At 55.3% G+C, this 23,573-nt stretch carries 19 protein-coding genes and 2 pseudogenes; 10 read left to right on the top strand and 11 right to left on the bottom strand.

Features of this window, described 5'->3' with window-relative positions:
- Positions 1-2: 2 nt before the first annotated feature.
- The 7 genes from R3E49_RS11690 to R3E49_RS11660 all read left to right on the top strand — a co-directional run bounded on the left by R3E49_RS11690 (position 3) and on the right by R3E49_RS11660 (position 8,666).
- Positions 3-1,202, top strand: coding sequence for a TIGR04063 family PEP-CTERM/XrtA system glycosyltransferase (locus R3E49_RS11690; protein ID WP_371295211.1), 1,200 nt, complete (start codon positions 3-5; stop codon positions 1,200-1,202).
- Positions 1,203-1,616: 414 nt separating this feature from the next.
- Positions 1,617-2,297: a glycosyltransferase family 4 protein gene (locus R3E49_RS11685; RefSeq protein ID WP_371295210.1), complete on the top strand. Its 681-nt coding sequence runs from the start codon at positions 1,617-1,619 to the stop codon at positions 2,295-2,297.
- A complete protein-coding gene (locus R3E49_RS11680) occupies positions 2,294-3,646 on the top strand; it encodes a phenylacetate--CoA ligase family protein (RefSeq protein ID WP_371295209.1) in 1,353 nt (450 codons plus the stop codon). Before R3E49_RS11685 ends, R3E49_RS11680 begins: the two co-directional genes overlap by 4 nt.
- Before the next feature lie 79 nt (positions 3,647-3,725).
- On the top strand, positions 3,726-5,129 hold the full coding sequence (locus tag R3E49_RS11675) for a putative O-glycosylation ligase, exosortase A system-associated (RefSeq protein ID WP_371295208.1): 1,404 nt from the start codon (positions 3,726-3,728) through the stop codon (positions 5,127-5,129).
- Complete coding sequence (locus R3E49_RS11670) at positions 5,126-6,079, top strand: polysaccharide deacetylase family protein (RefSeq protein ID WP_371295207.1); 954 nt, start codon at positions 5,126-5,128, stop codon at positions 6,077-6,079. Before R3E49_RS11675 ends, R3E49_RS11670 begins: the two co-directional genes overlap by 4 nt.
- A 446-nt stretch (positions 6,080-6,525) precedes the next feature.
- Positions 6,526-7,467, top strand: a complete 942-nt coding sequence (locus R3E49_RS11665; protein WP_371295205.1) for a TolB family protein — start codon at positions 6,526-6,528, stop codon at positions 7,465-7,467.
- The gene (locus R3E49_RS11660) at positions 7,431-8,666 is read left to right on the top strand and encodes a hypothetical protein (protein WP_371295204.1); all 1,236 of its coding nucleotides are present in this window, start codon (positions 7,431-7,433) and stop codon (positions 8,664-8,666) included. Before R3E49_RS11665 ends, R3E49_RS11660 begins: the two co-directional genes overlap by 37 nt.
- An 8-nt stretch (positions 8,667-8,674) precedes the next feature.
- Here R3E49_RS11660 and R3E49_RS11655 read toward each other — a convergent pair whose 3' ends face one another.
- Both R3E49_RS11655 and R3E49_RS11650 read right to left on the bottom strand, forming a co-directional pair.
- The gene (locus R3E49_RS11655; protein WP_371295202.1) at positions 8,675-9,529 is read right to left on the bottom strand and encodes a hypothetical protein; all 855 of its coding nucleotides are present in this window, start codon (positions 9,527-9,529) and stop codon (positions 8,675-8,677) included.
- Between the two features lie 159 nt (positions 9,530-9,688).
- On the bottom strand, positions 9,689-10,654 hold the full coding sequence (locus tag R3E49_RS11650) for a sugar-transfer associated ATP-grasp domain-containing protein (protein ID WP_371295201.1): 966 nt from the start codon (positions 10,652-10,654) through the stop codon (positions 9,689-9,691).
- Between the two features lie 197 nt (positions 10,655-10,851).
- On the opposite strand from R3E49_RS11650, the gene pth reads away from it, so the two are divergent.
- Entirely contained in the window at positions 10,852-12,714 is a 1,863-nt protein-coding gene (gene pth / locus R3E49_RS11645; RefSeq protein ID WP_371295200.1) for an aminoacyl-tRNA hydrolase, read from the top strand.
- A 49-nt stretch (positions 12,715-12,763) separates the two neighbouring features.
- Here pth and R3E49_RS11640 read toward each other — a convergent pair whose 3' ends face one another.
- The 3 genes and pseudogenes from R3E49_RS11640 to R3E49_RS11630 form a co-directional block, all read right to left on the bottom strand.
- Complete coding sequence (locus tag R3E49_RS11640; protein ID WP_371295199.1) at positions 12,764-13,819, bottom strand: alpha/beta hydrolase; 1,056 nt, start codon at positions 13,817-13,819, stop codon at positions 12,764-12,766.
- Positions 13,725-14,666, bottom strand: a complete 942-nt coding sequence (locus tag R3E49_RS11635) for a glycosyltransferase family 2 protein (protein ID WP_371295198.1) — start codon at positions 14,664-14,666, stop codon at positions 13,725-13,727. Before R3E49_RS11635 ends, R3E49_RS11640 begins: the two co-directional genes overlap by 95 nt.
- Before the next feature lie 171 nt (positions 14,667-14,837).
- Positions 14,838-14,975: pseudogene (locus tag R3E49_RS11630) on the bottom strand (IS3 family transposase); the annotation flags it as partial.
- 50 nt (positions 14,976-15,025) lie between these two features.
- Between R3E49_RS11630 and R3E49_RS11625 the strand changes: the two are divergent.
- A protein-coding gene (locus tag R3E49_RS11625; protein ID WP_199228102.1) for an IS3 family transposase occupies positions 15,026-16,185 on the top strand; the annotation gives its coding sequence in 2 pieces (ribosomal slippage) (positions 15,026-15,290 and positions 15,290-16,185; 1,161 coding nt in all).
- Here R3E49_RS11625 and R3E49_RS11620 read toward each other — a convergent pair.
- A pseudogene (locus R3E49_RS11620) lies at positions 16,181-17,244 on the bottom strand (IS3 family transposase); the annotation flags it as partial. The gene R3E49_RS11625 and the pseudogene R3E49_RS11620 overlap by 5 nt on opposite strands.
- Before the next feature lie 544 nt (positions 17,245-17,788).
- Between R3E49_RS11620 and R3E49_RS11615 the strand changes: the two are divergent.
- Entirely contained in the window at positions 17,789-19,006 is a 1,218-nt protein-coding gene (locus R3E49_RS11615) for a CDP-glycerol glycerophosphotransferase family protein (RefSeq protein WP_371295197.1), read from the top strand.
- An 83-nt stretch (positions 19,007-19,089) separates the two neighbouring features.
- Here R3E49_RS11615 and R3E49_RS11610 read toward each other — a convergent pair whose 3' ends face one another.
- From R3E49_RS11610 to R3E49_RS11590, 5 genes are read right to left on the bottom strand one after another with little or no spacing between them, the layout of a single operon-like run.
- Positions 19,090-20,505 carry an oligosaccharide flippase family protein gene (locus tag R3E49_RS11610; protein WP_371295246.1) on the bottom strand — a complete coding sequence of 472 codons (1,416 nt, stop codon included), beginning with the start codon at positions 20,503-20,505 and terminating at the stop codon, positions 19,090-19,092.
- Positions 20,506-20,541: 36 nt separating this feature from the next.
- Positions 20,542-21,606 (bottom strand): polysaccharide deacetylase family protein, encoded by a 1,065-nt coding sequence (locus R3E49_RS11605; RefSeq protein WP_371295196.1) that lies wholly within the window; start codon positions 21,604-21,606, stop codon positions 20,542-20,544.
- Entirely contained in the window at positions 21,603-22,484 is an 882-nt protein-coding gene (locus tag R3E49_RS11600; RefSeq protein WP_371295195.1) for a hydrolase 1, exosortase A system-associated, read from the bottom strand. Before R3E49_RS11600 ends, R3E49_RS11605 begins: the two co-directional genes overlap by 4 nt.
- Positions 22,481-23,305: a hydrolase 2, exosortase A system-associated gene (locus tag R3E49_RS11595; RefSeq protein ID WP_371295194.1), complete on the bottom strand. Its 825-nt coding sequence runs from the start codon at positions 23,303-23,305 to the stop codon at positions 22,481-22,483. Before R3E49_RS11595 ends, R3E49_RS11600 begins: the two co-directional genes overlap by 4 nt.
- Complete coding sequence (locus R3E49_RS11590; RefSeq protein ID WP_371295193.1) at positions 23,302-23,553, bottom strand: hypothetical protein; 252 nt, start codon at positions 23,551-23,553, stop codon at positions 23,302-23,304. The genes R3E49_RS11595 and R3E49_RS11590 overlap by 4 nt, the downstream gene beginning before the upstream one ends.
- Positions 23,554-23,573 lie beyond the last annotated feature (20 nt).

Raw genomic sequence — 23,573 nt, 5'->3', positions numbered from 1 at the left:
CGATGCGTATTCTGCATATCCTCGATCATTCCATACCCCTGCACAGTGGTTACACCTTTCGTACGCGCAATATTCTGCGGTGCCAGCGCGCCCTGGGCTGGCACACCGCTCACGTGACCGGGCTCAAGCAGGGGGTGAGTGACGTAGCGGAAGAAACCGTCGATGGCCTGCACTTCTACCGCACAAGCCCCGGCAACAACCCGCTATACCGCTTGCCCGTACTTGACCAGTGGGAGGTGGTGACAACGCTGGCGCGGCGCATTGTGGAGGTGGCAGCGATTGAACAGCCGGACATTCTCCACGCGCACTCGCCAGCGTTGAATGGCCTGGCGGCCCTGCGTGCCGGTCGTGAACTTGGTTTGCCAGTGGTCTATGAGTGCCGTGCTTTTTGGGAAGATGCCGCGGTGGATCACGGCACGAGTCGGGAGTGGGGGCCGCGATATCGCGTCACACGAGCGCTTGAAACGCGCGTTTTTCGGCGCGCCGATGCCGTCACTACCATCTGTGAGGGTTTGCGAGCTGAAATCGCCGGGCGGGGCATAGATGCCGCCAAGATTACGGTCATACCGAACGCGGTCGATACCGACAGCTTTACCTTTGGTGCCCCCGCCGTGTCCGAACTGCAAGAGCAACTCGGCCTGACGGGAAAGACGGTGTTGGGCTTTATTGGCTCCTTCTATGCCTACGAGGGGATACCCCTGTTGTTGCAGGCCCTGCCGGCGTTGCAGTGCCAGCATCCTGAGTTGCGCCTGCTGCTGGTAGGTGGCGGACCGCAGGAAGCGGAGATCAGGGCGACCATTGCGAAACTCGATTTGCAAGAAGCGGTCATCCTTACCGGCCGGGTGCCCCACGAACGGGTTCAGGACTACTACAATCTGGTGGATGTCTTCGCCTACCCACGCCTGCCCATGCGTCTGACGGATCTGGTGACGCCATTGAAGCCGCTGGAGGCCATGGCCCAGGGGCGGCTGGTAGTGGCATCGGATGTGGGAGGCCATAGGGAACTGGTGCGCCACGGCGATACCGGCATGCTGTTTACCGCGGGTGACGCGGACGCACTGGCGGCGGCGGTGAATGACCTGCTGGCCCGTCGGGATGACTGGCGGTCGATGCGCGACCGTGGGCGCGCGTTTGTGGAGCAGGAGCGCACCTGGGCGGCCAGTGTGGGGCGCTATCAGCAGGTTTATGGCGGTCTGGTATGACGGAGCTTCTTTGCACCTTGGGTTGTGGGCCCAATTCCACCTCCGAATGGTGGCATGGCCATGCAGACTGAGCAACTGGGTCGGTTGTTGCAGGGAGAGGGTTTGCGGGTTAGTAGGGTAGCGACCAATGCACCCTATCGGCCGGCTTTGTCGAGCATCTGCCCGGCGTGCGAGCGGTATTCCGCCTGCTACCTACCTGCTGGCCGTGTGGCGGCTTGCGGGCAGGGTGGATGTCATTCACCTGATGGCCAATTCCGGCTGGTCCTGGCAGCTGTTTGCGGCGCCAGTGCTGTGGTTGGCTGCACGGCGCCGCTGTCCAGTGATCGTTAATTACCGGGAGGCGAGGCCAGCGAGTATTTCCGGCAGTCCTGGCGCTGGGTTGATCCCTCTCTGAAAAAGGCCGCCCTGATTGCGGTGCCCTCGGGCTTCCTGCGAGCGGTATTTGCGGGCTACGGGCATCAGACTCGGGTGATTCCCAATATCGTTGATCTAAGCCTGTTTCGGCCCCGGCCGAAATCAGCAGACAATGCTGGCGCCTTCACTCTCGTGATCACTCGCAATCTGGAACCAATCTACGGCATAGAAACCGCCTTGCGAGCTTTTGCATCAGTATTGCACGAAGCACCGGATACGCAGCTACGCATCGCCGGCAGCGGGCCCCAGGAAACGGAGCTGAAATCCCTCGCCAGTCAGCTCGGTATCGCTACCGCCGTACAGTTCGAGGGCCGCCTGGACAGGAGCGGTATTATTGGGCTTTACGCTCAGGCTGACGCTATGCTTAACCCGACCACTGTGGACAATATGCCAAATTCGGTGATTGAGGCACTGGCCTGCGGTGTCCCTGTGATCTCTACCGATGTCGGCGGTGTGCCTTTCATTGTGCGACACGAACACACCGCTCTACTGGTGCCGGCCAATGATCCGGTCGCCATGGCGGACGCGATTCTGCGGCTCCGCGGAGACGCGCAATTGCAGCAGAAACTGCGTGCCAATGGCCTGGAGGACGTTACGCAGTATAGCTGGCCAGCGGTGCGCCAGCAGTGGCTGAGTGCCTATGCGGCGGTGGCGGACCGGCAGCAGGGAGCCGCTGCATGAGCCTTTACCAGAAGGCTGTTGCAGGATTGTTGTTTCCCCTGCACGAAAAGCTCAAAGGCCACGATACCGTCGCCGTGCACAGGGCGATGGAACAGTCCCAGTGGCTAGCGCCCGACGAGATGGCGCAGCTACAGCTGGTTAATCTGCGTCGCTTCCTGGTGAAGATCGGCCGTACGGTTCCGTACTATGGTGCGCTATTTGCCGAGCTGGACTTTAATCCCGAGATGGTGCGTTCGGTGGCCGATCTTCAGCGCCTGCCTCTTCTGGACAAGGCCACCATCCGCGCCCACACGGAACGACTTAAGGCCCGGGATGCACGTGGTCTCAAGCGCTTCAACACCGGCGGTTCCAGTGGCGAGCCGCTGATCTTTTACTTGGGCAACGAACGTGTCAGCCACGATGTGGCGGCCAAGCGCCGTGCCACACGCTGGTGGGGCGTGGACATAGGCGATCGCGAGATCGTGGTCTGGGGGTCTCCCATCGAGCTGGGTTCCCAAGACCGGGTGCGCCTTTTGCGGGACATGCTGTTTCGCACAGAGCTGCTGTCGGCCTTCGAGATGTCGCAGGCCAACCTGCGGAAATTTGTGCAGCGGATCCGCCAGCTCCGGCCAAAAATGTTATTTGGCTACCCCTCGTCCCTGGCGCTTATTGCACAGTTTGCCGGGGAGCAGGGCATTGCCCTGGATGGGCTAGGCATCCGGGTGGCGTTTGTCACCTCCGAACGGTTGTATGATCATCAGCGGGAAGCGATTGAGCGGACTTTTGGCTGTCCGGTAGCGAATGGCTACGGTGGCCGCGATGCGGGTTTTATTGCCCATGCCTGCCCGGAGGGCAGCCTGCACATTACCGCCGAGGATATGGTTCTGGAAATTGTCGATGCGGCAGGCAATATCCTGCCTCCTGGTGAAAGCGGCGAAATCGTTGTTACACACCTGTTCACCAGCGAGTTTCCCTTCGTGCGCTACCGCACCGGCGATATTGGTACTTTGAGTGAGCGCCCTTGCGCCTGTGGCCGCGGCCTGCCGGTGCTTGCCAGCGTGGAAGGGCGCACCACGGATTTTGTGACTGCGTCGGATGGCACCATTCTCCATGGTCTCGCTCTCATCTATGTACTGCGTGACATGGCGGGAGTGGCGAATTTCAGGATTGTGCAGGAGTCAGTGGCGTTGACGCGGGTGGAAGTGGTTCCCAGAGAGTTTTTGACGGCGGGCATGATAGAAGAAATTCGACAGGGCTTGCAGGCGCGTTTGGGGCAGGAGGTAGTGATCGAAGTGAGTGAGGTGAGCGCTCTCAAGCGTGAATCTTCCGGAAAATTCCGGTATGTCGTGAGTAGAGTCTCCGCGGTATGATCGATAGCTTGTATTTGTTGTTGGTTATTTGTTGTGTGTGCTACCTGTTTTGGTGGGCCGACAGGCAGGACAGGGACTGATGCGCGACCTGTTGCTGGTTTTATTCCTTTTTATTGCGATTGTCTACTCGTTCAAGCGCCCGTACCTCGGTGTCGCCGCCTGGATCTGGATAGCCCTGATGGCGCCGTCCTACTGGGCCTTCGGATTTTCGCAGAATTTCCGATTGAATCTCACTATCGTGGTGGTCACCGCACTTTCGTATATCTTTGCGACCCGTAACAAGGACATCAAAGTGAATGGCCTTGGTGTCTGGATCCTTCTTTTTGGCCTCTGGACTCTGGTTACGACCAGTGTCAACTTGAACACCTATCCTGACATGGTCTGGGACTACTGGAACCAGTTCATCAAAGTGTTGATGCTGTTTTTCTTTATCACGCTCGCCGTGCGTAAACGCTTGCACATCGATACATCGGTCTGGGCGATCGTACTCGCGATCTCCTCGTATGCGGCAATGGAAGCGGTGAAGTTCATACTCTCCGGTGGCGGCCATATGATCTCGGGGCGCGCCGGCATCATAGCCGACCGCAATGATTTCGCGGTTGCTATCAATATGTGTATTCCCTTGGTGGTCTATCTAATTCAGGTTACGCAGCACAAGATGGTGAGGTTGGGACTCTGGGGAATACTCCTCCTCAATGTGGTGAGTGTTGTGGGAACCGGTTCCCGCGGAGGGTTCATCGGGCTGACCATTCTGGCAGTGGCTTTCTGGCTGCGGTCACGTTACAAGATTCCTCTAGCCATTGTGGCGCTATTGGCCCTTCCGGTGCTGTACCAGAGTACCCCTGAAGAGTGGCGCGAACGACAGGCAACAATTGCGACCGCCGCGGAAGAAGACAGCTCTTTCATAGGGCGTCTGTGGGCCTGGAAGATATCCACTCTACTCGCGCTGGACCATCCGTTGACAGGCGGTGGCTTCAAGGCAGTTCTTGACGGCCGGATATGGAACTACTACGCGCCCTTCACTCCAAAATTCTCAATCCTGGAAACTCCACCCATACCAGAGGATAGCGGCAGCAAGGCCGCGCACAATATCTATTTTCAGGTTTTGGGCGATCATGGCTTTGTGGGCTTGTTTATCTTCTTGTCGATGCTCGCGCTGGCGCTGTTGAACAACCTGCGCAATGTCGCGTTAGGCAGGGCACATCAAGTCGTTTGGTACAACAAGTTGGCAGGATTTCTTACGCTATCCCTGGTCGGATACGGAATAACGGGTGCCAATGTCAGTCTGGCTTATTTTGACTTGCTTTATACGGTCTTGGGGATCATAGCTGTGATGACGCTTCGGCGGAATGAATTGCTCGTCAATGAAAATTTGTCCACCGAGACGTCTGCAAGTTCGTCTGGTTGGCCTGGCAGTACGTCCAATCCTACACCGAGGCGGGGAGGACGCTCTGTAGCGTCCGCAAATGTAGAGCGCACATGAAATCACTTCGGGACATTGCATACCGAGCTTTGTGGAGCGCTTGTGGCGCGCAGGGACTATCTATCCTGATATACCATCGAGTTCTGCCTGAGATCGACAGTATGCGTCCGGGCGAAATTACAATCAGAGAGTTTGAGTGGCAGATGGGTTTACTTCGGGATCACTTCAACGTGCTCTCACTTCGCGATGCGCTCGAGCACTTGGAGCGGGGATGCCTGCCTCCCCGCAGTGTGTGCATCACTTTTGATGACGGCTATGCCGACAACCTGACTGTCGCGCTACCGGTGCTGGAGCGTTTTGGGTTTGCCGCCACGGTATTTGTCAGCTCGGGCTTTCTCTCGGGCGGGCAGATGTGGAACGACAGTATTGTCGAGGCACTCCGGGTGATCAGGCCGGGTCCACTGGATCTGCGTACGGTTGGCTTGGGCGAGTTTGATATAGGAGATGAACCGAGCCGTCTCCATGCGGCCACGGGAATAATCCGCGATAGCAAATATCTCCCGCTGGAGCAGCGCTCGGAGGTTGTACGATATCTGACGGAGGCGGCGAATGTCGACAGCAGTGGACTCATGTTGACACATGAAGGCCTGAAAGAGTTAAGGCGCAGAGGCGTGGAAATTGGTGGCCATACGGTTTCCCATGCGATACTGGCGTCGCTCGATGAGGACGAGGCTCGGAGCGAAATCGCACAATGCAAGGTGGATCTTGAGGCTATACTTGGCGAACCGGTCAATTTTTTTGCGTACCCCAATGGCCGCAGGGATCAGGATTACCGGCAACTAGATGCCAATCTGGTGCGTGACGCAGGCTTCGTGGCTGCGGTAACCACGAATTGGGGCGTGTCTTCTCCTGCGACCTCTCGTTTCGAGTTGCCTCGCTTTACTCCCTGGGACAAAAATCGCGCGAAGTACCTTATCCGGATGGCTTTGAACGCCAGACAGCGACATTAGCGGCACATAGGTGCGCTTGTGCTAGACTCGCGGTTTAATCTTGAGTTAACGCCCAGAGGCCACTGGTGTCTGTAAACGTAACAACAATGCTCTTCCGTACTGTACTGATTGCAGGTCTATGGTTGGCAGGAAGTGCCCTCGGGCAGCAAATCTATATCGAGCGTTATTCCGGGGAGGCTGCGGAGGTTTGGGCCGAGTACGTCCGCATTCGCCTTGGTGCGCAGAATGCTCCCGCAGAGTCCCCAGTTTCTGCACCCACGCCGCCTCCAGCTCCCACGCTTGCTCCCCCTGAAGGGAGTACTCCGCCGTCCAATCCTGCGCCGGTCACCATTCGTCCATCGCAGCCGGTACCGCAAGATAGCGTAGTTGCTCCTGGTGACCCTTCTGCGAGGCTGACGACTCCCGTGGTCTACACGCGCGTACCACGTACGCGTGGCCCCGCCACAGTGACGCTGCGTGATGGAACGGAGTTTCGGCTTGAGAGCCCCGATGTCTGGGACGCATTGCCTGATACGCGGCGTGTTTTCAGTGGATTCAATGCTCCGGGACAATTGATCCTTCGCAACCCGGATGGCAGTGAGCGCCTTCTGTTTGACTGTCGGGGCCGCGCAGAACCCTGCGTGCCCCTTGATGCCGCTGTGTCACTGGATGGCGAGCGAGTGTTGTTCTCGGTGTACTATGGCGAGCGGCTTGGCAACGGCTGGTGGGATGGAGTCACATTGCCTAATCGAGTGCTCTCTGGTGCAACGCAAGCGCGCTTGCATGTGGTGAACCTTGAGACCGGTATCGTGACACCCCTGGCGCACCGACCAGGTGTGTTTGATGTGTCCCCGACCTGGCTGACTGATGGCCGGATCATGTTCGCCTCCAGCCGGCAGCGCTTTCGAGAGCCCTGGATGCACTGGATTTCACCCAACAACCGTCCACATACTCAGCTATATATCGCCGATGCGGACGGCCGCAACGCGGTCAATGTCACACCACACGAAGTTTCCACCGCAATGCATCCCTACCTCCTTGCCAGTGGAAGGGTCGCCTATGGCTCACATTGGTTGAGCCATAATCTCGCATACAGCAGTACCAATGGCGGTATCAATTGGCCCGGCACCCTGGATAACTTCTGGGTGGTCATGGATATGGATGCGCGCGGCGGGGATATGACCGCGCTTCTGGGCGCACACCGAACATCCATTCAGGCGAGCACTGGTCGGACCAAGACCATGAAGGCCCTCCACTTTCTGGGCCAACGACTCAATGGCGACATTGCGTCGCAAACTACTATCGTGGAAACAATCTGGGGCTGGGTGACGTGTTCTGCTGGCCCCCGGAGCCCGTCGGAGTTGAGGGTGCGTTGCCCAGCTTCCTGCCTCGCGGCATCTATAATGTAGCTGATTGGTCGAAGTCGAATGATGAGCCCTCGTTCACGGAAAACGGTGAATTTCTTGGCAAAATTGGTTACCCCGAGGGCATGGACGGCGACCAGCTGCTGCTGACGGTCGGGCGCGGATATTGCACCCAGGTCTCCGGGACAGTACAGAGCTTCCAGCGCGCGGTAGTAGAACAGCCAGAGAAGCGTGCCTGCGATGTCGGGCTGTATCATACTACGGTGCTGCCGTCCCGGAACATGCAGGACCTCGTCAAGGTGGTGGATCATCCCGATTGGCATGAATTCGGTGCCCGGGTCGTCAGGGCGCGCAGCGTAGAGAACCCCGTACCAATGACGACGCATGACAGCAGCTGCCAGATTGCAAGCAGCGATGCGCTGACTGGGGAGACCAAGCCCCGGCGGCCATACGATTTCAACAACAACTATGTGACAGCCGCGAACAACGGCGGCGAGATCGATGGTTTGCCGGCCGACGAACTGACTGCAATTCGTTTCTGGAAGGTGTTTCCCAACCGGTCGGATAAAGCCGAGTTCAAGAATTCAATCGGGAACCGTCTGGCTCTGCTCGGGGATGTGCCGCTGCTCGCGGATGGCTCTTTCAAGGCGCAACTTCCTTGCGATGTGCCTTTCTTGATGGCGGGGGTAGATGCCAAAGGGCGTGTGATCAAGCGTGATCAGGTGCCCCAGTCTTTGCGTCCGGGTGAGAAGCGCGTGTGTACGGGATGTCACCAGCACTCGAGCCCGGGGCGTGCCTACAATGTATCGCTGGCGTTCGCTGCGGAGCCCGTCCGGCTGCTGGATGCTCGGCAGGTGCCTGGCTACGAGAACAACATCAAGCCCATGTTTGAGCGCCGTTGCCTTTCCTGCCATGTTGATGATGTGCCATTAATGGATTACGACAAACTGGTATGGGACTTTTTCCAAGAGTCAGTACCGCCTGAAAGACGCGTTCAGGTGAGCGAGACGACAGACCCTAGGCGTCGATATGGTCTGCACCGCCCCTATACCAGCAAGTATGTGAACAACATGTTCGCCCGTGAGAGCCTGCTTTACTGGAAGGCGGCGAATCAACGGACAGATGGGCGCACTGACGCCACATTTGCTGATGATATCGACTTCGGCCCGAATCATCCGGTGGGTATCACTACGCCTGAATTGCGGAGCCTGGCCGAATGGTTGGATTCCGGCGCGCCCCGCTAGGCGCCCCGCTAGTTCATGCCGTCGCAAGTGGGTTGGAGTTGCCGCCATTGCCGCTGCAAGATGCGTGATCTTGGCCAGATTCTGGTGAAAATTCGCGGCTGATAGTCGCCGGCCGCATGCAAGCGCCGCCGGGTGGGCGAGGTTGCCAAGGCTCCTGACCTGCCTTCTTTGTCCGTGCCTGCGAACAAAATATACGCGCCACACTGCACTGGAATTTCCCTGAGATAGGCCAGGCGCGGGCTGACCGACGCAAGAGCCGGGTCCAGAAACCAGCTCGTGCTTTGTACTCCGCGAAATTGTGGGTTCAGATCCAGAAAGTCGGCCAAATGTTCGTAGCACTCTATCCAACCAGCCGGATGGAAGTGCTCCACGACGTGGGGGTGCATATGAAGCTCCAGAAACGGCCGAATTCCGCGACTGGCCAATACGGCTTGCAAAAACCTGACTAGCTGTGCCGGCCCTCGGCGTACAGCAAGTGAACGTGGAAGTCCCGAATAGGGGTTTGCAAACTCCGCCCCAAAGGGGACCAGTCTATGGAGCAAAATGGCGATGTCCTTGCGAAAAGGATCGTTTTGAAAGCTGAAATAATCAGGGGGTTGTGTATTGTTTTCGTATTCGAGTCTTCTCAGTTCAACAGCATACAGCCTGCTAACGCTTTCTGGCAGCTTCCATGGCGGACTGTCTGGGGAGAAGTTGCGCACGAGAAAGCTGAGTAACTGTTTATTGTGAGTGAACGCTCCTTCTTTACTGTTTGTCGACAAAGCCCTCTCTGCAGCCAGTAAACGGGGTGGCAAAGCGGCATAGTCGGCGCCGGGGGCCGGTAACAGAGCAAGATTGCAATATTCCTGTACATCCAGTTTCATTGGGACTTCGAGTTGCAATGGGCCATGGTGGGAGCATCATAAAAGACATGAACACAGTCCAGTATAATTCATCATGCAGGAAGCAAAATAGTTGGACGCGAGGTTGATCTGCCCCATTGGTCATGGATTTTTACTCCGGCGTGGAATTGGGCAATAGCGTCACCCGAATATTTCATCGTGGGGCCGGTCGAAAACAATAGCGCCTGTCGGGTCGGGTTCTGCGTTGAGTTCGATTACTACCGGGCCATGAGGAGTAATTGCAATATCGATGCCGGCAAATTGAAGGTTGGGAACGGCTTCAATCGCCCTTATCGCCAGCCTGGCTGAATCCTGCCAGAAAGGAAGTCTACCGCCAGTTATAACCTCCCCCGAGTCTATGTGGCTCTCGAATGTTTCATTCCAAATATTCAGGTTAAGACCAGTGCCTATTTCGCCCGTGGTGATGTCTATGGGAAATGCCGCTCCCCCTTGGCTGGTATTGTCCACAAGGCTTCCGCGGCGGCCCACACGTAAGAATGCCCCCAACACGGTACTTGCACCGTCTTTGCTCATGGCCCAGATCCTGAGAGTGTTGGCGCTTGAATGGTTGAATCTGGCAAGCTCGGAATGCTGCAGGATGTATTCTTCGACGATATAGTCTGGCCCGAACTGCAGCTGAAGAACGTCGTCAATGAGTTGCGTGGCCGTTAATTCCTGGTGGGTATCGAGCAGTGTTAAAGTCAAGTTCGGTCCTCTGCCCACACTGACTGCACAAAAGCCTGTGCCGCCATAGCCCTCTACCAGCTTGAAGCATAGCCTCTCAATCCGTGGTGCTGACTGCAGCAGTTTTGTTAAATCCTCTGCACTGACCAGTGTTGAGCCATCTCCGGTCATTCCCCGATGGCGATGTAGGCGGCCGATGAATTGGGGTGTAGGAACTCCGAGCAGTTGCAAAATCGCCTTCTCACTGATTTTATTCTGAGAAAGCTTCTGGTATTCGAGGGGGTTGAGTGTCCGCACCAATTCCCGAAACTTCTTGTAGGTCCAAAATCCAGTCTTGAATTGCCAGGGCAGGTGCCTACGCCAGTATCTGGCTACATGGTAGTGGCGCGGCCCCAAACCATGCATGAGTTTCAATACAAGCATTTCTGCGAATTGCCTGCTGGCGGGCAAGTGGCCCTCACTTGCTCGCTTCCTGGACTGGCGTATTATGTCAAGGATGGTCGAGCTGGACGGCTGCTTCGGCGGAGCTTTCAAGAGGATGTTCTCGCGTTGACTGCGTTCAATCGGGCATACTGGTTCGATATTGACAAGTTTTTATATTAGCACCGAGATCACTACAGATGACAACGTCCGCTTTGATCCGCCGCAGCAGAGACCTCATCGCCAGTGTACGCTGGCGGGCAGAATTTGCTGTGGCCATGGGGCGAGCGCTGCTGAAACGGCCCGTGCTGGGTAAGGTGGAGTTTGTCGCCATCACCGGGACTGCGGGGAAAACCACGACCAAGGATCTGTGTGCCGGCATTCTGGCCTGTACCGGCCCCGTCACCAAGACTGAATATTCCTGCAATGAGGCCGCTAAGGTGGCCGAGACCGTTACCTCTGTTCGTCCCGGTGATCGCTATGCGGTAGTGGAGATCCACGGCGGAGAGCCTCGGGCGATGGACTGGCCCCTCAGGTTGATTAGGCCGCGTATTGCCGTCGTCACTCTCATTCAGCGAGAGCATGCCCGTTCGGCGTTTGGGCTCGAGGAAATTGCCACCGAGAAGTTTCGGCTCATCGAGGCCCTGGGGAAAGATGGAGTAGCGGTTCTCAACAGCGACGATCCCCTATTGTGGGAGAGGGGGCAGCGATGGGGCGGCAAAGTCATCTGGGTGGGGCGCGGTGAGGGTGCCACTCTGCGACTGTTGGAGTGCCAGTCCAGATGGCCACAACCACTGGCGATGAAGCTGGCGTACAGTGGAGAACAATATACCGTGATCACCAAGCTTCACGGCGAACATCTTGCGCTGCCGGCACTCTGTGCCCTCGCAGTCGCGCTAGCCGCGGGCCTGACCTTGCACGAGGCTGGCGCCAATCTGCAGGAGGTCGAGCCCAGTGAGGGACGGATGCAGGTCGTGAGGGGCGGTGATGGTGTCACGTTTCTAAGGGATGACTGGAAAGCGCCTCTTTGGTCGCTGGATGCCCCCATGACTTTCATGCAAGATGCGACAGCCCCGCGCAAGGTAATGGTGATAGGTACCCTTTCGGACTACTCCCGCTCAGCATCCAAGCTCTACCCTCGGGTGGCAGAAAGGGCCCTGGAAATTGCCGATCAAGTGATTTTTGTCGGGGCAAATGCCTATCGGGCAACGAAAAGGGCGACGCGAGAACAGCGGCAGCGCTTGCATGGTTTCGGCGAGTTGCGTGAAGCGGCGGTGTTTCTACGCGAGAACCTGCGCCGGGGAGACCTGGTGTTGCTCAAGGGGTCGTCTCGTATGGATCACTTGGTGCGATTGATTCTTGACCGGGAGAATCCCATTGCTTGCTGGGAGAGTCGGTGTGGCAAGACGCAGTTCTGTACAAGCTGCCCGAGGCTGTACGACTTTGAAAGAGCTTCCAATGTAGATCCTGCAATGGTTCGCAAAACCGGTGACCCGCCGCCTGTGGTCGCCGTTGGCGAAGAGTGTATTGTCCTGGTGGGCTTGGGGAATCCGGGTGAAGAATATCGGCTAACGCGGCACAATGCTGGGCATCTCGTGCTTGATACACTGGTTCATGAACATGGCATGACCTGGGAGCACGCATCTTCCGGGCAATTCGCCGAGGGATTGCTACTGGGCGTACGGCTCCTGCTGGTGAAGCCGGGTGCGTCCATTAATCACTCTGGGGAAGCAATTCGTCATATGTTGGGTTCGGAAGAATTGCGCCGCGCCGTGGTGATTCATGACGACATGGATATCGAGCTTGGCAAAGTGAAGGTGGGACGAGGCGGAGGTGATGGCGGTCATCTCGGAGTGAGGTCTATCATCACCGTGTGCCAGACGCAGGATTTTTCACGGGTAAAGCTGGGAGTGCGCCCTCAGGGCGACGACCGGAAGAGCCTGCAGCTGGTCCACGACAATTTCTCAGACAAGGAGTTACAACAGCTCACGGCGGCGTTTTCGTCCAGTCTACCGAAACTGCTGAGCCAGGTGCGGGGTGAGGCTCTCGAAACGCTGGCCTAGTTTGGGAGGGTTACGCAACGCGCGGCTCACAGAGCGCTGGGGAGCTGCATCAGGCGCCAGGGTCGCTTGCCTTTTGCAGCCTGGTAGCATCATTGGTCTCCAACTCGCAATCAAGATTGGCTCCCTGTGAGTGAAAAAACTCCATCAGTGCATTGCCTACAATTGTCCGCCAAGGTTCGTTGTTGAAGAATCCATGTTTCTCACCGGCTGCAATCAACAGCTGTATGCTGTCTCTGGAGCCTTCAACTTGTGATGATACGGCTTGATATGCCGTTGGCAACAGCGGGTCCAGGCTGCCGTAGATAACTAGCTTTGGTATGTCTGCCCGCGCCAGTTTGGAGCCAAGCGACAGTTCAGCGGCTTTGGATGGCCCCAGAGCATCAATTAGCAGTAGTTCTTCTTTCGTGTATCCTTGGGACTCATTGGCAACAGTCAGCTCCAGGACTGGATTCAACAGCCCCAAGGCGAAGGGCGGTTTAGTATCCTGACCGGTGCAGTCGTTACTGCCGGCGCAGCTGAGTGTACTTGCGGCAGCGACATGAGCTCCAGCGGACCCTCCGACAAGTGCGATGTGCGCGGGATTTACACCAAATCTGGCATGGTTCCGCTGCATCCATCGATAGGCGGTGGATGCATCATCTACCGCACGATCGGGTAAGGTGCCGTGTCGGGAATGGACGCGATACTCTACAAGGGCAGCGACTATGCCACAGGCAGCGAAACGTTTCGCGAACCACTTGAACTGGTCCGGGCTGCCGGTGATCCACCCACCACCGTGAAAAAACAGCACCGCGGGATGGTTGCTGCCCTCGGTCCTGGCTGGATAAATCTGCATCCGCAGCGCCGGTTGTTGGGTTTTATCATCATTGTAGATTACTGAAACGGGTTTCCAGCGGAAAAAATGTCCTGAAGAAATCAAAAGGGCTATACCTCCTGCGCCAATCAGGGCGATAAAAGCCAGGCGTGTGAACCGATGTTGGTGTCTCATGCTGTCCCGGAAAAGAATCTCCCTATAGAAATACGCCTGCTTTTGCCAGTACGAGTTTTGCTCGTCTCTTTGCGGTGCGCTGCGCTGGTGGAAGCTCGGAGTACAGATGGGCAACATCGCCGCGAGCCTTCTCCCAGCACGCCTGGTCGAAGGCAATTCCCCGGGTAGTGTCGCGCTCGGATACGGTGGCCTCAATACAGGGAGGCGGCACGACTCCCAGGCGCAAGTGTTCATCGAGGATGTCGGCCTTGGCCTTGATGTTTTTCCACTGCACAGCTGAGTAGTTAGAGTCGTGGCGCCTATAGCCCCAGGTAGGTTGCGTGTCGCCGACGAAATCACAGCCTTCAAGGCTGGCGAAGCGCCGGGTAAATTCGCTATCCTCACCTATCCAGCGACTATATTTATTGAGAAAGCCTCCCATTTTCTGATAACTTTCACGTCGAAACACAACACCGGAAAGATAAGCCGGGTTGAACGCTAGCAGTCCGAGATATGGGGTCCTCAACTGATAAAAACCTAAATCGTCTATCGTTGTGAAAGCGTCTCTCCATCCTTTGGGTGCTTCGTCGAGTAATGTATGGCCACCGTATTCCACATTTCCGAAAGAATAGCAGTCCGAGAAAGTGAAGTCTGCCTGAGGGTACCGGTCCAGTAGCATTAGGCGTCGCTCGATATGAAAGGGCTCCCAGATGTCATCACTGTCACATAGCGCAATGTAGCGAGTCGAAGATCGAGCAATGGCAATCGCCCTAGCCTTTCCCTGCCCCCCGTTCGGTACCGAGATAAGTAGAATGTTTTTGTCGAACTCTGCTGCGATATCTCGAGTTGAGTCTATAGATCCGTCGTCGACCACTATAATTTGGTCGAGCGGAGCAGATTGCTTTCTAATCGACGTAAGTGTCTCTGTTAGAGTGGACTCACTATTATACGCTGGGATTACGACAGCGATTGAACGATCTTCCATACAGGCTCCCTGGTAGTGTACTAAACGCTGGCCAGCGTCTCGCATTCTACATCAATGCATTTAGATAAGTTTACTCCGAGCGTCATTTGCTGTTTAAAGCATGATCTCATTTGCCGATAATGATCGAGCCAGTCTCTATGTGGAGTGGTCAACCATTTTGTGACAACCCAGTTAAGCCGCTTTCTTCATTTCAAAAACTGCTGATTCGTAGTCATTCGGGCTGACGTATTGCAGCGTAGAATGCAGCCGCCGACTGTTATAGAACATCACGATGTAATCCAGAATGTCCTGTTGTAGTGGTCTAATAGAACCGGACACTTTAATAAGCGACAATATTGGTCGATTATTGAGGTGTCAGCATGACTCAAAAACGTACACATAAACGTTACCCGGAACCGTTCAAGGAAGAGGCCGTCGCCATGGTTCGGGAGCAGGGATATACGGTCCCAGAGGCAGCCAAGGCGCTGGGTATCAACCCGGCACTGCTGTACCGCTGGAAGGACAAACTCGATGCCCAGGCCGAAGGCCGTGCTCTGGCTGAGTCCGAGCGCGAGGAGCTCAAGCGCCTGCGCAAGGAGAATCGTAACTTACGGACAGAAAAGGAAATTTTAAAAAAGGCGTCAGCCTTCTTCGCGAAAGAAATGAAGTGAGATTTGAGTTCATCCGGGCTGAATCGGTCCAGTACCCGATTCGCACCCTGTGCCGGGTCATGCAGGTCAGCACATCGGCCTACTATGACTGGGCGAGCCGGCCAGGCAAGGTGATCGAAGCGCAGGAACTGATGCTGCGCCGGCGCATGAAAGCGCTGTTCGAGAGAAGTCGAAGCAGCCTGGGTAGTCGGGAGATGATGAAAGCTCTGCGCGGAGAAGGCTTTGTAATCGGACGCTATCGAACTCGCCACTTGATGCAGCAAATGGGGCTGAAGGTGGTTCAGCGCGTGGCGCACAAAGTGACGACCAAAAGAAAGCACGGAGATGCCGTGGCGGATAACCTGTTGAATCAGAACTTCAATCCACCGGCACCGAATCAGGTCTGGGCCGGCGACGTGACCTACTGCCGCACTGGCGAAGGCTGGATGTACCTGGCGGTGGTCATGGACCTGCATTCGCGCCGCATCGTGGGCTGGCATATCGACAAGCGCATGACGACGGCGTTGGTTACTCGAGCGTTGATCATGGCCCATACGCTCAGGCGACCGCCCAAGGGCCTGGTGTTTCACAGCGACAGAGGCTCGCAGTACACCAGCGCCAAGTACCGCCAACTGCTGCGAGGCTATGGCATGCGTGCCAGCATGGGTGACGTCGGCGCCTGCTGGGACAACGCGGTAGTGGAGCGGTTCTTTGGCAGTCTCAAGCATGATTGGCTCTACAAAGTGGTGCAGCCGACACGTGAGCATATGAAGCAAGACGTTGCCGCCTATATCCGTTACTACAATCTGGAGCGGCGTCATACAGCAGCCGGTGATCTGTCACCGGTGGAGTACGAAAACTCGCTGAAAAAAGTGTCCGGGAATTGTTGACCAGAACATGTTGTGCCTCAGCGCGGATCTGATAGTGCCGCCACTGCACGCGTTCTTTCTTCAAACTCGCGAAGAAGCTCTCCGCGACCGCATTGTCCTAGCAGTCTCCCTTGCGGCTCATGCTGCCAATAAAGCCATTAGCCTTCAGCAAGCGCCGGTAGGCTTTGCTGGCGTATTGAGAGCCTCGGTCTGAATGCACTATCAATCCCGCCCTCGGTCGCCGCTGCCAGACCGCCATGCGTAGCGCATCCGTCACCAGCCTGGCCTTCATCCGCGAATCCATGCTCCAGCCCACCACACGACGGCTGAACAGATCGATGAACACAGTCAGGTACAGCCAGCCTTCCCGGGTCCAGATATAAGTGATGTCAGTCACGTACGCCTGGTCTGGTACGGAGGCGGTAAATTCCCGGGCCAGCACATTGTCGAACACCGGCTGTTTGTGATCGCTGTTGGTTGTCACCTTGTATTTCTTTCGGTACCGGGCTTTGACGCCAGCCTCGCGCATCAGCGACCGGGCCTTGCGTCGGCCCACGGGATGGCCCAGGGCGTTCAGGGCGCGCTTCATCCGCCGAGACCCATAGCTGTCGCAGCTACCTTTGGCGACTTCCTTCACTGCTGCAATCATCGCCTCGTGTTCGGGATCCGGCAGTCTGTCTCGCTGACGTTGGCACTGCCGATAGTAGGCATTGCGGCTGACACCCAGGAGTCGACTCATCACGTCGACTGGCCAGGCCTTCTTGTGCTGGGTGATGAACGCGTACTTCACCGCGTTTCCTTGGCAAAGAAGACCGTCGCCTTTTTTAAGATTTCTTTCTCCATCTTCAGTCGGCGATTTTCCTCCCGCAATTGACGGATCTCCAACTGCTCCGCTGTCAGCTTGCCATTGCCCCGGAACGCCTGCCCCTCGGGTGCCGCGTGCTCTTTGAGCCAACGCCCAAGCATGTTGGCATTGATCTCCAGGCTACGCGCCGCCTCTGACCGTGAATAACCCTGCTCCAGCACCAGGCTGATAGCGTCCAGCTTGAATTCTTTCGAGTACTGCTTTCTTGTGGTCATTTCCAACCTCCAGTTTCAGGGTATTATCCTTAACTGGGTTGGTCACATCCATTCAACCACTTCAATGTAGAGTATTGGATAGGAAGGAGAAGATCATAGACTCTAACGCAAACGAGAAGGTCAAGCTCAAGCATAATTGACGCCGTCAGCGGCGATCATCCTGCTGATCACACCTGCAGCAAAGGGGGGAGTTTTCAGCACGAAATCCTGACATTCCGGTATATCATTAAGGGCTGCGCAGCTGTTTCGAAAGGCCTTGGTCTACGATATGCTTTGTTGGTGTCAAAACCTCGGCAACCTGCACAAGTCGCAGAAGGACAAGACGACTGAACACCTGACCCAGGCCACAAGCAAGCAGTATGATCATGACTATCTGCTCCAAACCATCAGCATGTCACGCTCGGGCCCCTCGATCCGGGTGAGGAATATCGGATCGTTGCATCAATAAATTCGCTAGTGTTTATTTGATTGGGGCCTGGCGGATTTTTCTTTCAACACTACCTGAGACCCCGTTAAGGGCCTATTCTATTCAGTTGAATCCGCGATGCTTAATAATTTTATAACGCGGTCAATTTTTGCATGGATATCCGAAAACTTTGGTCCCATTCGTGTGCTATTCCCAGTCGTTAATGAAATTGGTTTTTTAAACCAAGCACCGGTCCTTGCGCTTATGGCTCATGACCCCAGATTTCGGGTTGCCACCGTCAACGAGGAATCTGTCCCTCTGATCTTCTCAGCGGATTGGATGCAAGTTTTGTTTTCGAGACATGAGGTATCCAAGGTGCAAGCGCAGACAGGTATCTGGAACTATGTGATTGTGACTGATCGCCTTGATCTCTGGCTACGGTGGCCAAGCTTGGGGGTTTATATCGATCACGGCAGTGCTTTTGGTAATGAATTGGCGCAAGAAAATTCGGTGCCGTTTGTAGAGACCGTTCTGCGGCAATCTAATATCGACCTAGCGTTCCTTAGTGGCCCGGGTCACCTTTGGGGCTTGAGGGATTCGGCCCCCGATATTGCAAGTCGCTTTGACAAAGCAATGTTTGTATCCGGATCTCCGAAGCTGGTCGCTCTTCTCGAGGAAGAGGTTGAGAGAGGAACTCTCCTATCGTCGCTAGGCCTCAACCCCGACGCCTCCACGGTCCTGATTTCGTCACATTGGACAAAAATGTCTCTTCTTAGAGATCTTGATGTAGCGTGCATTGATTCATTGTGCGAAAACAATCCGAACCTCAATGTAATCGTTACCTGCCATCCCCGATTGTTGACCTTGGGCCAATGTGATGGGGGCGACGGCGAGTGGATCAAGCGAATGTGTGAGCGGCTTGAGGCCAAACACCATAATATGGCTTTCATACGGACGGCGAACCCTTTTGATTTAATGCAGGTATCCGATTGTATGTTGTGCGATCACAGTTCTATAAGAGTAGAGTATGCGCTTCTAATGAAGCCAGTGGGTCTGTACCGAAACCCCAAATTCAAATGTCACTCAGCGATTACCGACACTCTCTATCGTGAATCTTCAGAGGTATTCAGCGACCCTGGTGAGCTTAACGAGGTTGTGTTTAAGCTACTGTCACCTGAGTATGGTAAACAGCGAGAATCACAAAAATTAGCTGGATATTTCCTAGCTGATCCTGCCCTAGCAGCGCCGACTATTGTTGAGCTGATTAGCCAGATGGGTCGAATAGCATCTAGTCGATCCAAGAAATGGCGACAGGTTAAATTTTTGGAAGCAAAGAAAAATTCCCAGTATGAATGAATCGAAGATTGCTAATATTTTCTGAACTTCAACTTCTCTTATGCATTTCTGCGTGCGAGCTAATGCTAAATTTGCGGGAGGAACTAGTCCCTTGATGGCATAATCGCCTTTATTGCCGCATTTAGCTCAAGCGAGAAAGGGTGTCTACCCGCGATCAGAGCAGCAAGCCAGCCGATGGCCGCGACAGGCGCCAGCGCAACGATCTGGAAAAGAGGGCTCATGTTTGATAGGGCGCCGCTCAATGTCATGATAGTTGGCGGCAGTGTTGCGCCGAGCAATAGTGGCATTGCCCGTGCCGCACATTTGCAGAGAAGCAGCAAATCAAGGGCTAGGATTTTTCTCAGTAGAAAGCATGAAATAATCGCTTTGATGAAAAATGAAGCAGTCAGCGCGATCATTGCAGCATTCAGGCCCCATTGCCAGGCTGCAAATGCGACAAGCAACAATTTTGAAGCATTTGTTGCGAGACTGATATGGAGTGTCGCATCGGGCCTAGAGACTGCAATAAACAAGCTGTCGATGAAGAGAATGAGCGGTAAGATAAATCCCGCTATCGAAATAGTTTTCACCAGCAGGACGGCGGTTTCCCACTGCGCACCATACAGTATGAATACCAGCTCATCCGTATAGAGAAGTAAGAACGCAAAGAATGGCCATGCGAATGCTAGCGTGTAGTCCACGGATTTGATGTAGCTTGCCTGCAAGGCTTCAAGATTCATCCTGTCCCTTGAAAATAGGGGCAAAACGATTCCGTTAATCGACCCAATGAAAACGCGCTCAAAGAGCGAAAATGTTCCCGTTGCTCTTGAAAAGTGACCGAGTTCTGGCATGCCGATAACTCGTGCTACTATAGCGTCGGTGCCGCTTGTGCCAACTCGGCTGATGATATTGGCTGCTCCAACCGTAGATGCAAATTTAAAGATACTCTTGCTGCCTTTTAGTGTAATTCCGAAGCGCAGCCCATGCGGTCTCGCGATTACGGAGAGTGCCACCATGCTTAGACACTCAGCGATAGATCCGTACGCGAGACACATGTAACCCGTGCCCTGCATAGCGGTTATGACGGATGTTCCGACGCCCACCAATGAAGCGATGAAGGCGATAGTTGCAGTTACCTCAAACCTAAGGTTCTTTCGTAACACAGCGAGAGTTATCGAGCCGAATGGAATGATAAAAAAATTAATTGATAGCAACTGCAGTAGAGACTTTACGCCAGGTTCAGCGAAGAAAGTGGCGGCCGGTGCAGCCAGCGTGAATACAACTAAACCTAGAAGCCAAGACGTAATTATTGTTAGTGTAAAAGCCGCGCTGATTTTTTCATAGGTGAGCTCGTGTTCTTGAATCAGGTATTGATTCAAGCCGAAGTCTCTAAAAAGATGTGCGATGGCTACTACAGAAAATCCTGCGGTATATATTCCAATTTCTGAGGGCGTTAGCAGTCTCGCGAGTATCATGCTAGACGCGAGCTGCAGCACCAAGCCTACATACCCGGCGCCCATGCCGAAAGCTATGGCCCTTTTTGTAGAGAGCACCATTCAATACTTCTTTGGCATTTTTGGCAGTCTCTCTTGTCTTGCTCCACCACCTATTGAATGGTGAAGAGCGCGTAAAGAATCCATAAATCCACACATCTCGGCTTCAAATTCGAGCGTTGATACATGCTGGCCATCAGTGATACGAGGTATAGCGTATCCGCAGGTTTCGCGCCTAGCCAAGCCCATACGCATCGTGGTGGCAGATTGGACGGCTAGGTCAGAGAGCACAGCTTTTGCTCTTTTGTCCGCGAGGCCATTGGGGTAGCAAAAATGTTTAGGTAAAAGTTTCGTCAAGCCTTCGATAATTGCTGCGTTTTGTACTAGTTCCTCCTCAAGGGTAAATGAATTTGAGGTCGATATTCTATGCCGATGGGTGTGCAGCTCAAAGCGGATTTTAGCGGATGCTGTGGTCGCCACTTCGTCTGCAGACATCAAATGGAAGGCGCGATTTCTTTCAACCTCCGTGTAATCCATGTCACAAGACTCGTAAGCAAGTCTTACGAAGGACTGACGTTGCTCTTCGTCTCTCAGAGAAAGCAACTTGCGTCTAGCCAAGTCTACTAGCTTTTCACGTTGCTTTTCTGAGTCTATCGTATATGGACCAAAATCATACTTTGCAATGTGGAGTTGACTTCCAAGCTTGGTAGTTCTAACGCAATATGAAAGCGCCACGTCCGCGACGGGAAACTGGTGAATGCAATAGTAGGTGGTTAGGTAGATAGTAGCGGCGTAGCCGTGGTCTTGAAGAATCGGGATCATGTACTGACAGCTACTCTGCCAGCCATCGTCTATGGTGATTACCGTTGCGCCTGGTGGCCACGGTTTCTCAGCCTTTGGGGGCCACGCATTGTCCAAGGCTATTACCGGGTAGCCCCACTTTGAAAGCAAGGCCATCCGGTCTGCAAATTTGTCGGCTGACATGAACAGAAAATTGCCAAATTGCGGGTTGGTTGTGTTGATGCCATGGTAGGCGAGTATTCGCAGCCGGTTAGAAGTAGCGCGTCTGCTGAGTGCGAACAGGCCGGTCCATTTTGCAAGTAGCAGTAGCAGGTGTTTAAGCTTCATGGAAGTTTAAATCGCCTTGCCCAGCTACTGGCGGCGTCCAGCATTTGCGATCTGGCTTGCGCACTGGAAAATGTCTGGTCTGCACCGGGAACCTCACGCCGCTCTCGACCCTCGCCATTGCAGGCCCCATTCCATTCACGGTCACTGGCGACCAGTTCGTCGAATTCCCGGCTTATCAGGCTATGGCCGCTCATGAGAAACAGCACGCTGCCATCAAACTGCTGCAGGCCACGCAGCATGCGCTCGATATAGTGTGCTTGCATACTTGCTGTTGATGGCCCCGCGTCGGCACCGTCTCTGCGTGCGAGCCTGGAGTGCAGCTTTGCGAAGGCACCCCGGAGGTAGCTGGCGATGTCATACTCCATTCTGAATAGCTTGCGCCAGAATGAGCATTGACGCAGGCGAGACAGGTAGTGCTTTTGCTGGACCCGTGCCGCGGTGCGTTCACTGCTGACCCAGGGGTTCGCTGCGACTATGGAGACGACCTCAGGGAATCTGTAGGCGCTCATCAGTGCTGCTGACGCGGCATCACAGCCCCCCCACAGGATGATGCGGGCGAGGCCTGGCACGCGGCGGTGAAATTCGGCAATCGCGGAAGCGATATCATCGTGCAGCGCTTCGAAGCCCTGGAATTCGCCCTCACTGTCGCCCAGGCCCCGGTGATCGAAGCGCATTACATGAACCCCTTCTTGAGACAGGCGCCGTCCCAGCGCTACCAGTTGCCTGCCGCAGCCGCCACGATACTGGGGGCCGCCGGCGACAATGGTCAGCACGCCGAGGTCGCTTGGCGTTGACGACTCATGTATAACGCCGATCAGGGTACTCTCGTCCAGCTCGAATGAGAAAGCAATCTCGCGCGTTGGCTGCCCGGTATTCATAGTGGTTGCGCGCTTGTCTGTTCAAGCAGTGAATCGCAGGTGGCGCGCTCATGGAGCTGCCAAATGGGTGGGCCGGCAAAGGTCACCCGTTGGATAATCGCGCCGAGTGCACTCAGGTGTTCCACCGCTTTGGCAGATCGAGGGTTGATTGCCTCGCTGCCATCGGCGCTGTGCTCCAACCAATAGATTCGTTTTGCGGGTGTGCGGGAAATGTTGCACATGTCCAGTTCGTCGAGAGCCAGCATCAACTGGCCGCCCAGCGTGTAGCCGCCAATTTCGACAGACTCGCCCCCGGCAAGCTGCTCGCGGATGGTTGCAGTGGTCTCACTTGCGCCTCCGCGCTCCATCAGCGCGGCCAGCCGCTGCCGGTAGACCTGTGTCGCATAAGGCTTTCCTGCAACGACCGGCTGCCACAGCAGGAGTGCGTCGCACACAATTGAACGTTCCGCGAGATAGCTTGCCGCGATGAGTGCTCCCAGCCGACAGCCCCAGAGGTGTACGGGCGCCTGCGTGCGGGCCATGAGATCGGTGTATATCTCTGAAATATTTTCATACCAGATTGGTAATGTCGCATCGGTGGTCTCACCGGGGCTTTCACCGGTGCCGTGGAAGTCCAGTAGCGTGCAGCTCATGCCTTGGCGCGCAAACCTGCGAGCCTGCTCGGCGGCGATGGCTCGGCAGCGGTTCATTTCTTCGGTAAAGGGCGGCAGGTAAATCACATGGGCGCGTGGCTCCTCCGCCTTGGGCGCACAGCGCACAAAAAACGCGGGGTGCTGGCCTTGGGTAAACCCGGCTGAAACGTCTATGGCGATCCTGTTCATGCCTCGTTCATTTTCTGTTGCACGAATGCAGCCAGAGAGCCGACGGTCTCGAATATCTCGCCGCTGATTTCGTCATCGGCCACTTCGCATCCCACGTTGTCCTCTATTTCGACAATTAGCGTGGTGATGGTGAGTGAGTTGAATTCTGGAAATCCACCCATGAGGTAGGTGTCTTCACTCAGCTGTACAGACTCTTCCAGTTGGAGGCAGGAGCGGATCATCTTGCGAGTGAGATCGAGAGCTGTCACGTATTTTCCCCTTGAAACTA

The sequence above is a fragment of the Haliea sp. genome (assembly GCF_041395985.1).
Taxonomy (GTDB): domain Bacteria; phylum Pseudomonadota; class Gammaproteobacteria; order Pseudomonadales; family Halieaceae; genus Haliea.
The sequence above is the reverse complement of the archived record's forward strand: the minus strand, read 5'-3'. Positions and strand labels throughout refer to the sequence as shown.

What these genes read in the sequence shown, in the direction of transcription:
- R3E49_RS11600 (WP_371295195.1), bottom strand. Translation starts at nt 22,484, where the DNA reads ATGAATACCGGGCAGCCAACGCGCGAGATTGCTTTCTCATTCGAGCTG.
- R3E49_RS11595 (WP_371295194.1), bottom strand. Translation starts at nt 23,305, where the DNA reads ATGAACAGGATCGCCATAGACGTTTCAGCCGGGTTTACCCAAGGCCAG.
- R3E49_RS11635 (WP_371295198.1), bottom strand. Translation starts at nt 14,666, where the DNA reads ATGGAAGATCGTTCAATCGCTGTCGTAATCCCAGCGTATAATAGTGAG.
- R3E49_RS11675 (WP_371295208.1), top strand. Translation starts at nt 3,726, where the DNA reads ATGCGCGACCTGTTGCTGGTTTTATTCCTTTTTATTGCGATTGTCTAC.
- R3E49_RS11650 (WP_371295201.1), bottom strand. Translation starts at nt 10,654, where the DNA reads ATGCTTGTATTGAAACTCATGCATGGTTTGGGGCCGCGCCACTACCAT.
- R3E49_RS11690 (WP_371295211.1), top strand. Translation starts at nt 3, where the DNA reads ATGCGTATTCTGCATATCCTCGATCATTCCATACCCCTGCACAGTGGT.
- R3E49_RS11680 (WP_371295209.1), top strand. Translation starts at nt 2,294, where the DNA reads ATGAGCCTTTACCAGAAGGCTGTTGCAGGATTGTTGTTTCCCCTGCAC.
- R3E49_RS11640 (WP_371295199.1), bottom strand. Translation starts at nt 13,819, where the DNA reads ATGTTGCCCATCTGTACTCCGAGCTTCCACCAGCGCAGCGCACCGCAA.
- R3E49_RS11615 (WP_371295197.1), top strand. Translation starts at nt 17,789, where the DNA reads ATGCTTAATAATTTTATAACGCGGTCAATTTTTGCATGGATATCCGAA.
- R3E49_RS11610 (WP_371295246.1), bottom strand. Translation starts at nt 20,505, where the DNA reads ATGGGCGCCGGGTATGTAGGCTTGGTGCTGCAGCTCGCGTCTAGCATG.
- R3E49_RS11605 (WP_371295196.1), bottom strand. Translation starts at nt 21,606, where the DNA reads ATGAAGCTTAAACACCTGCTACTGCTACTTGCAAAATGGACCGGCCTG.
- R3E49_RS11655 (WP_371295202.1), bottom strand. Translation starts at nt 9,529, where the DNA reads ATGAAACTGGATGTACAGGAATATTGCAATCTTGCTCTGTTACCGGCC.
- pth (WP_371295200.1), top strand. Translation starts at nt 10,852, where the DNA reads ATGACAACGTCCGCTTTGATCCGCCGCAGCAGAGACCTCATCGCCAGT.
- R3E49_RS11670 (WP_371295207.1), top strand. Translation starts at nt 5,126, where the DNA reads ATGAAATCACTTCGGGACATTGCATACCGAGCTTTGTGGAGCGCTTGT.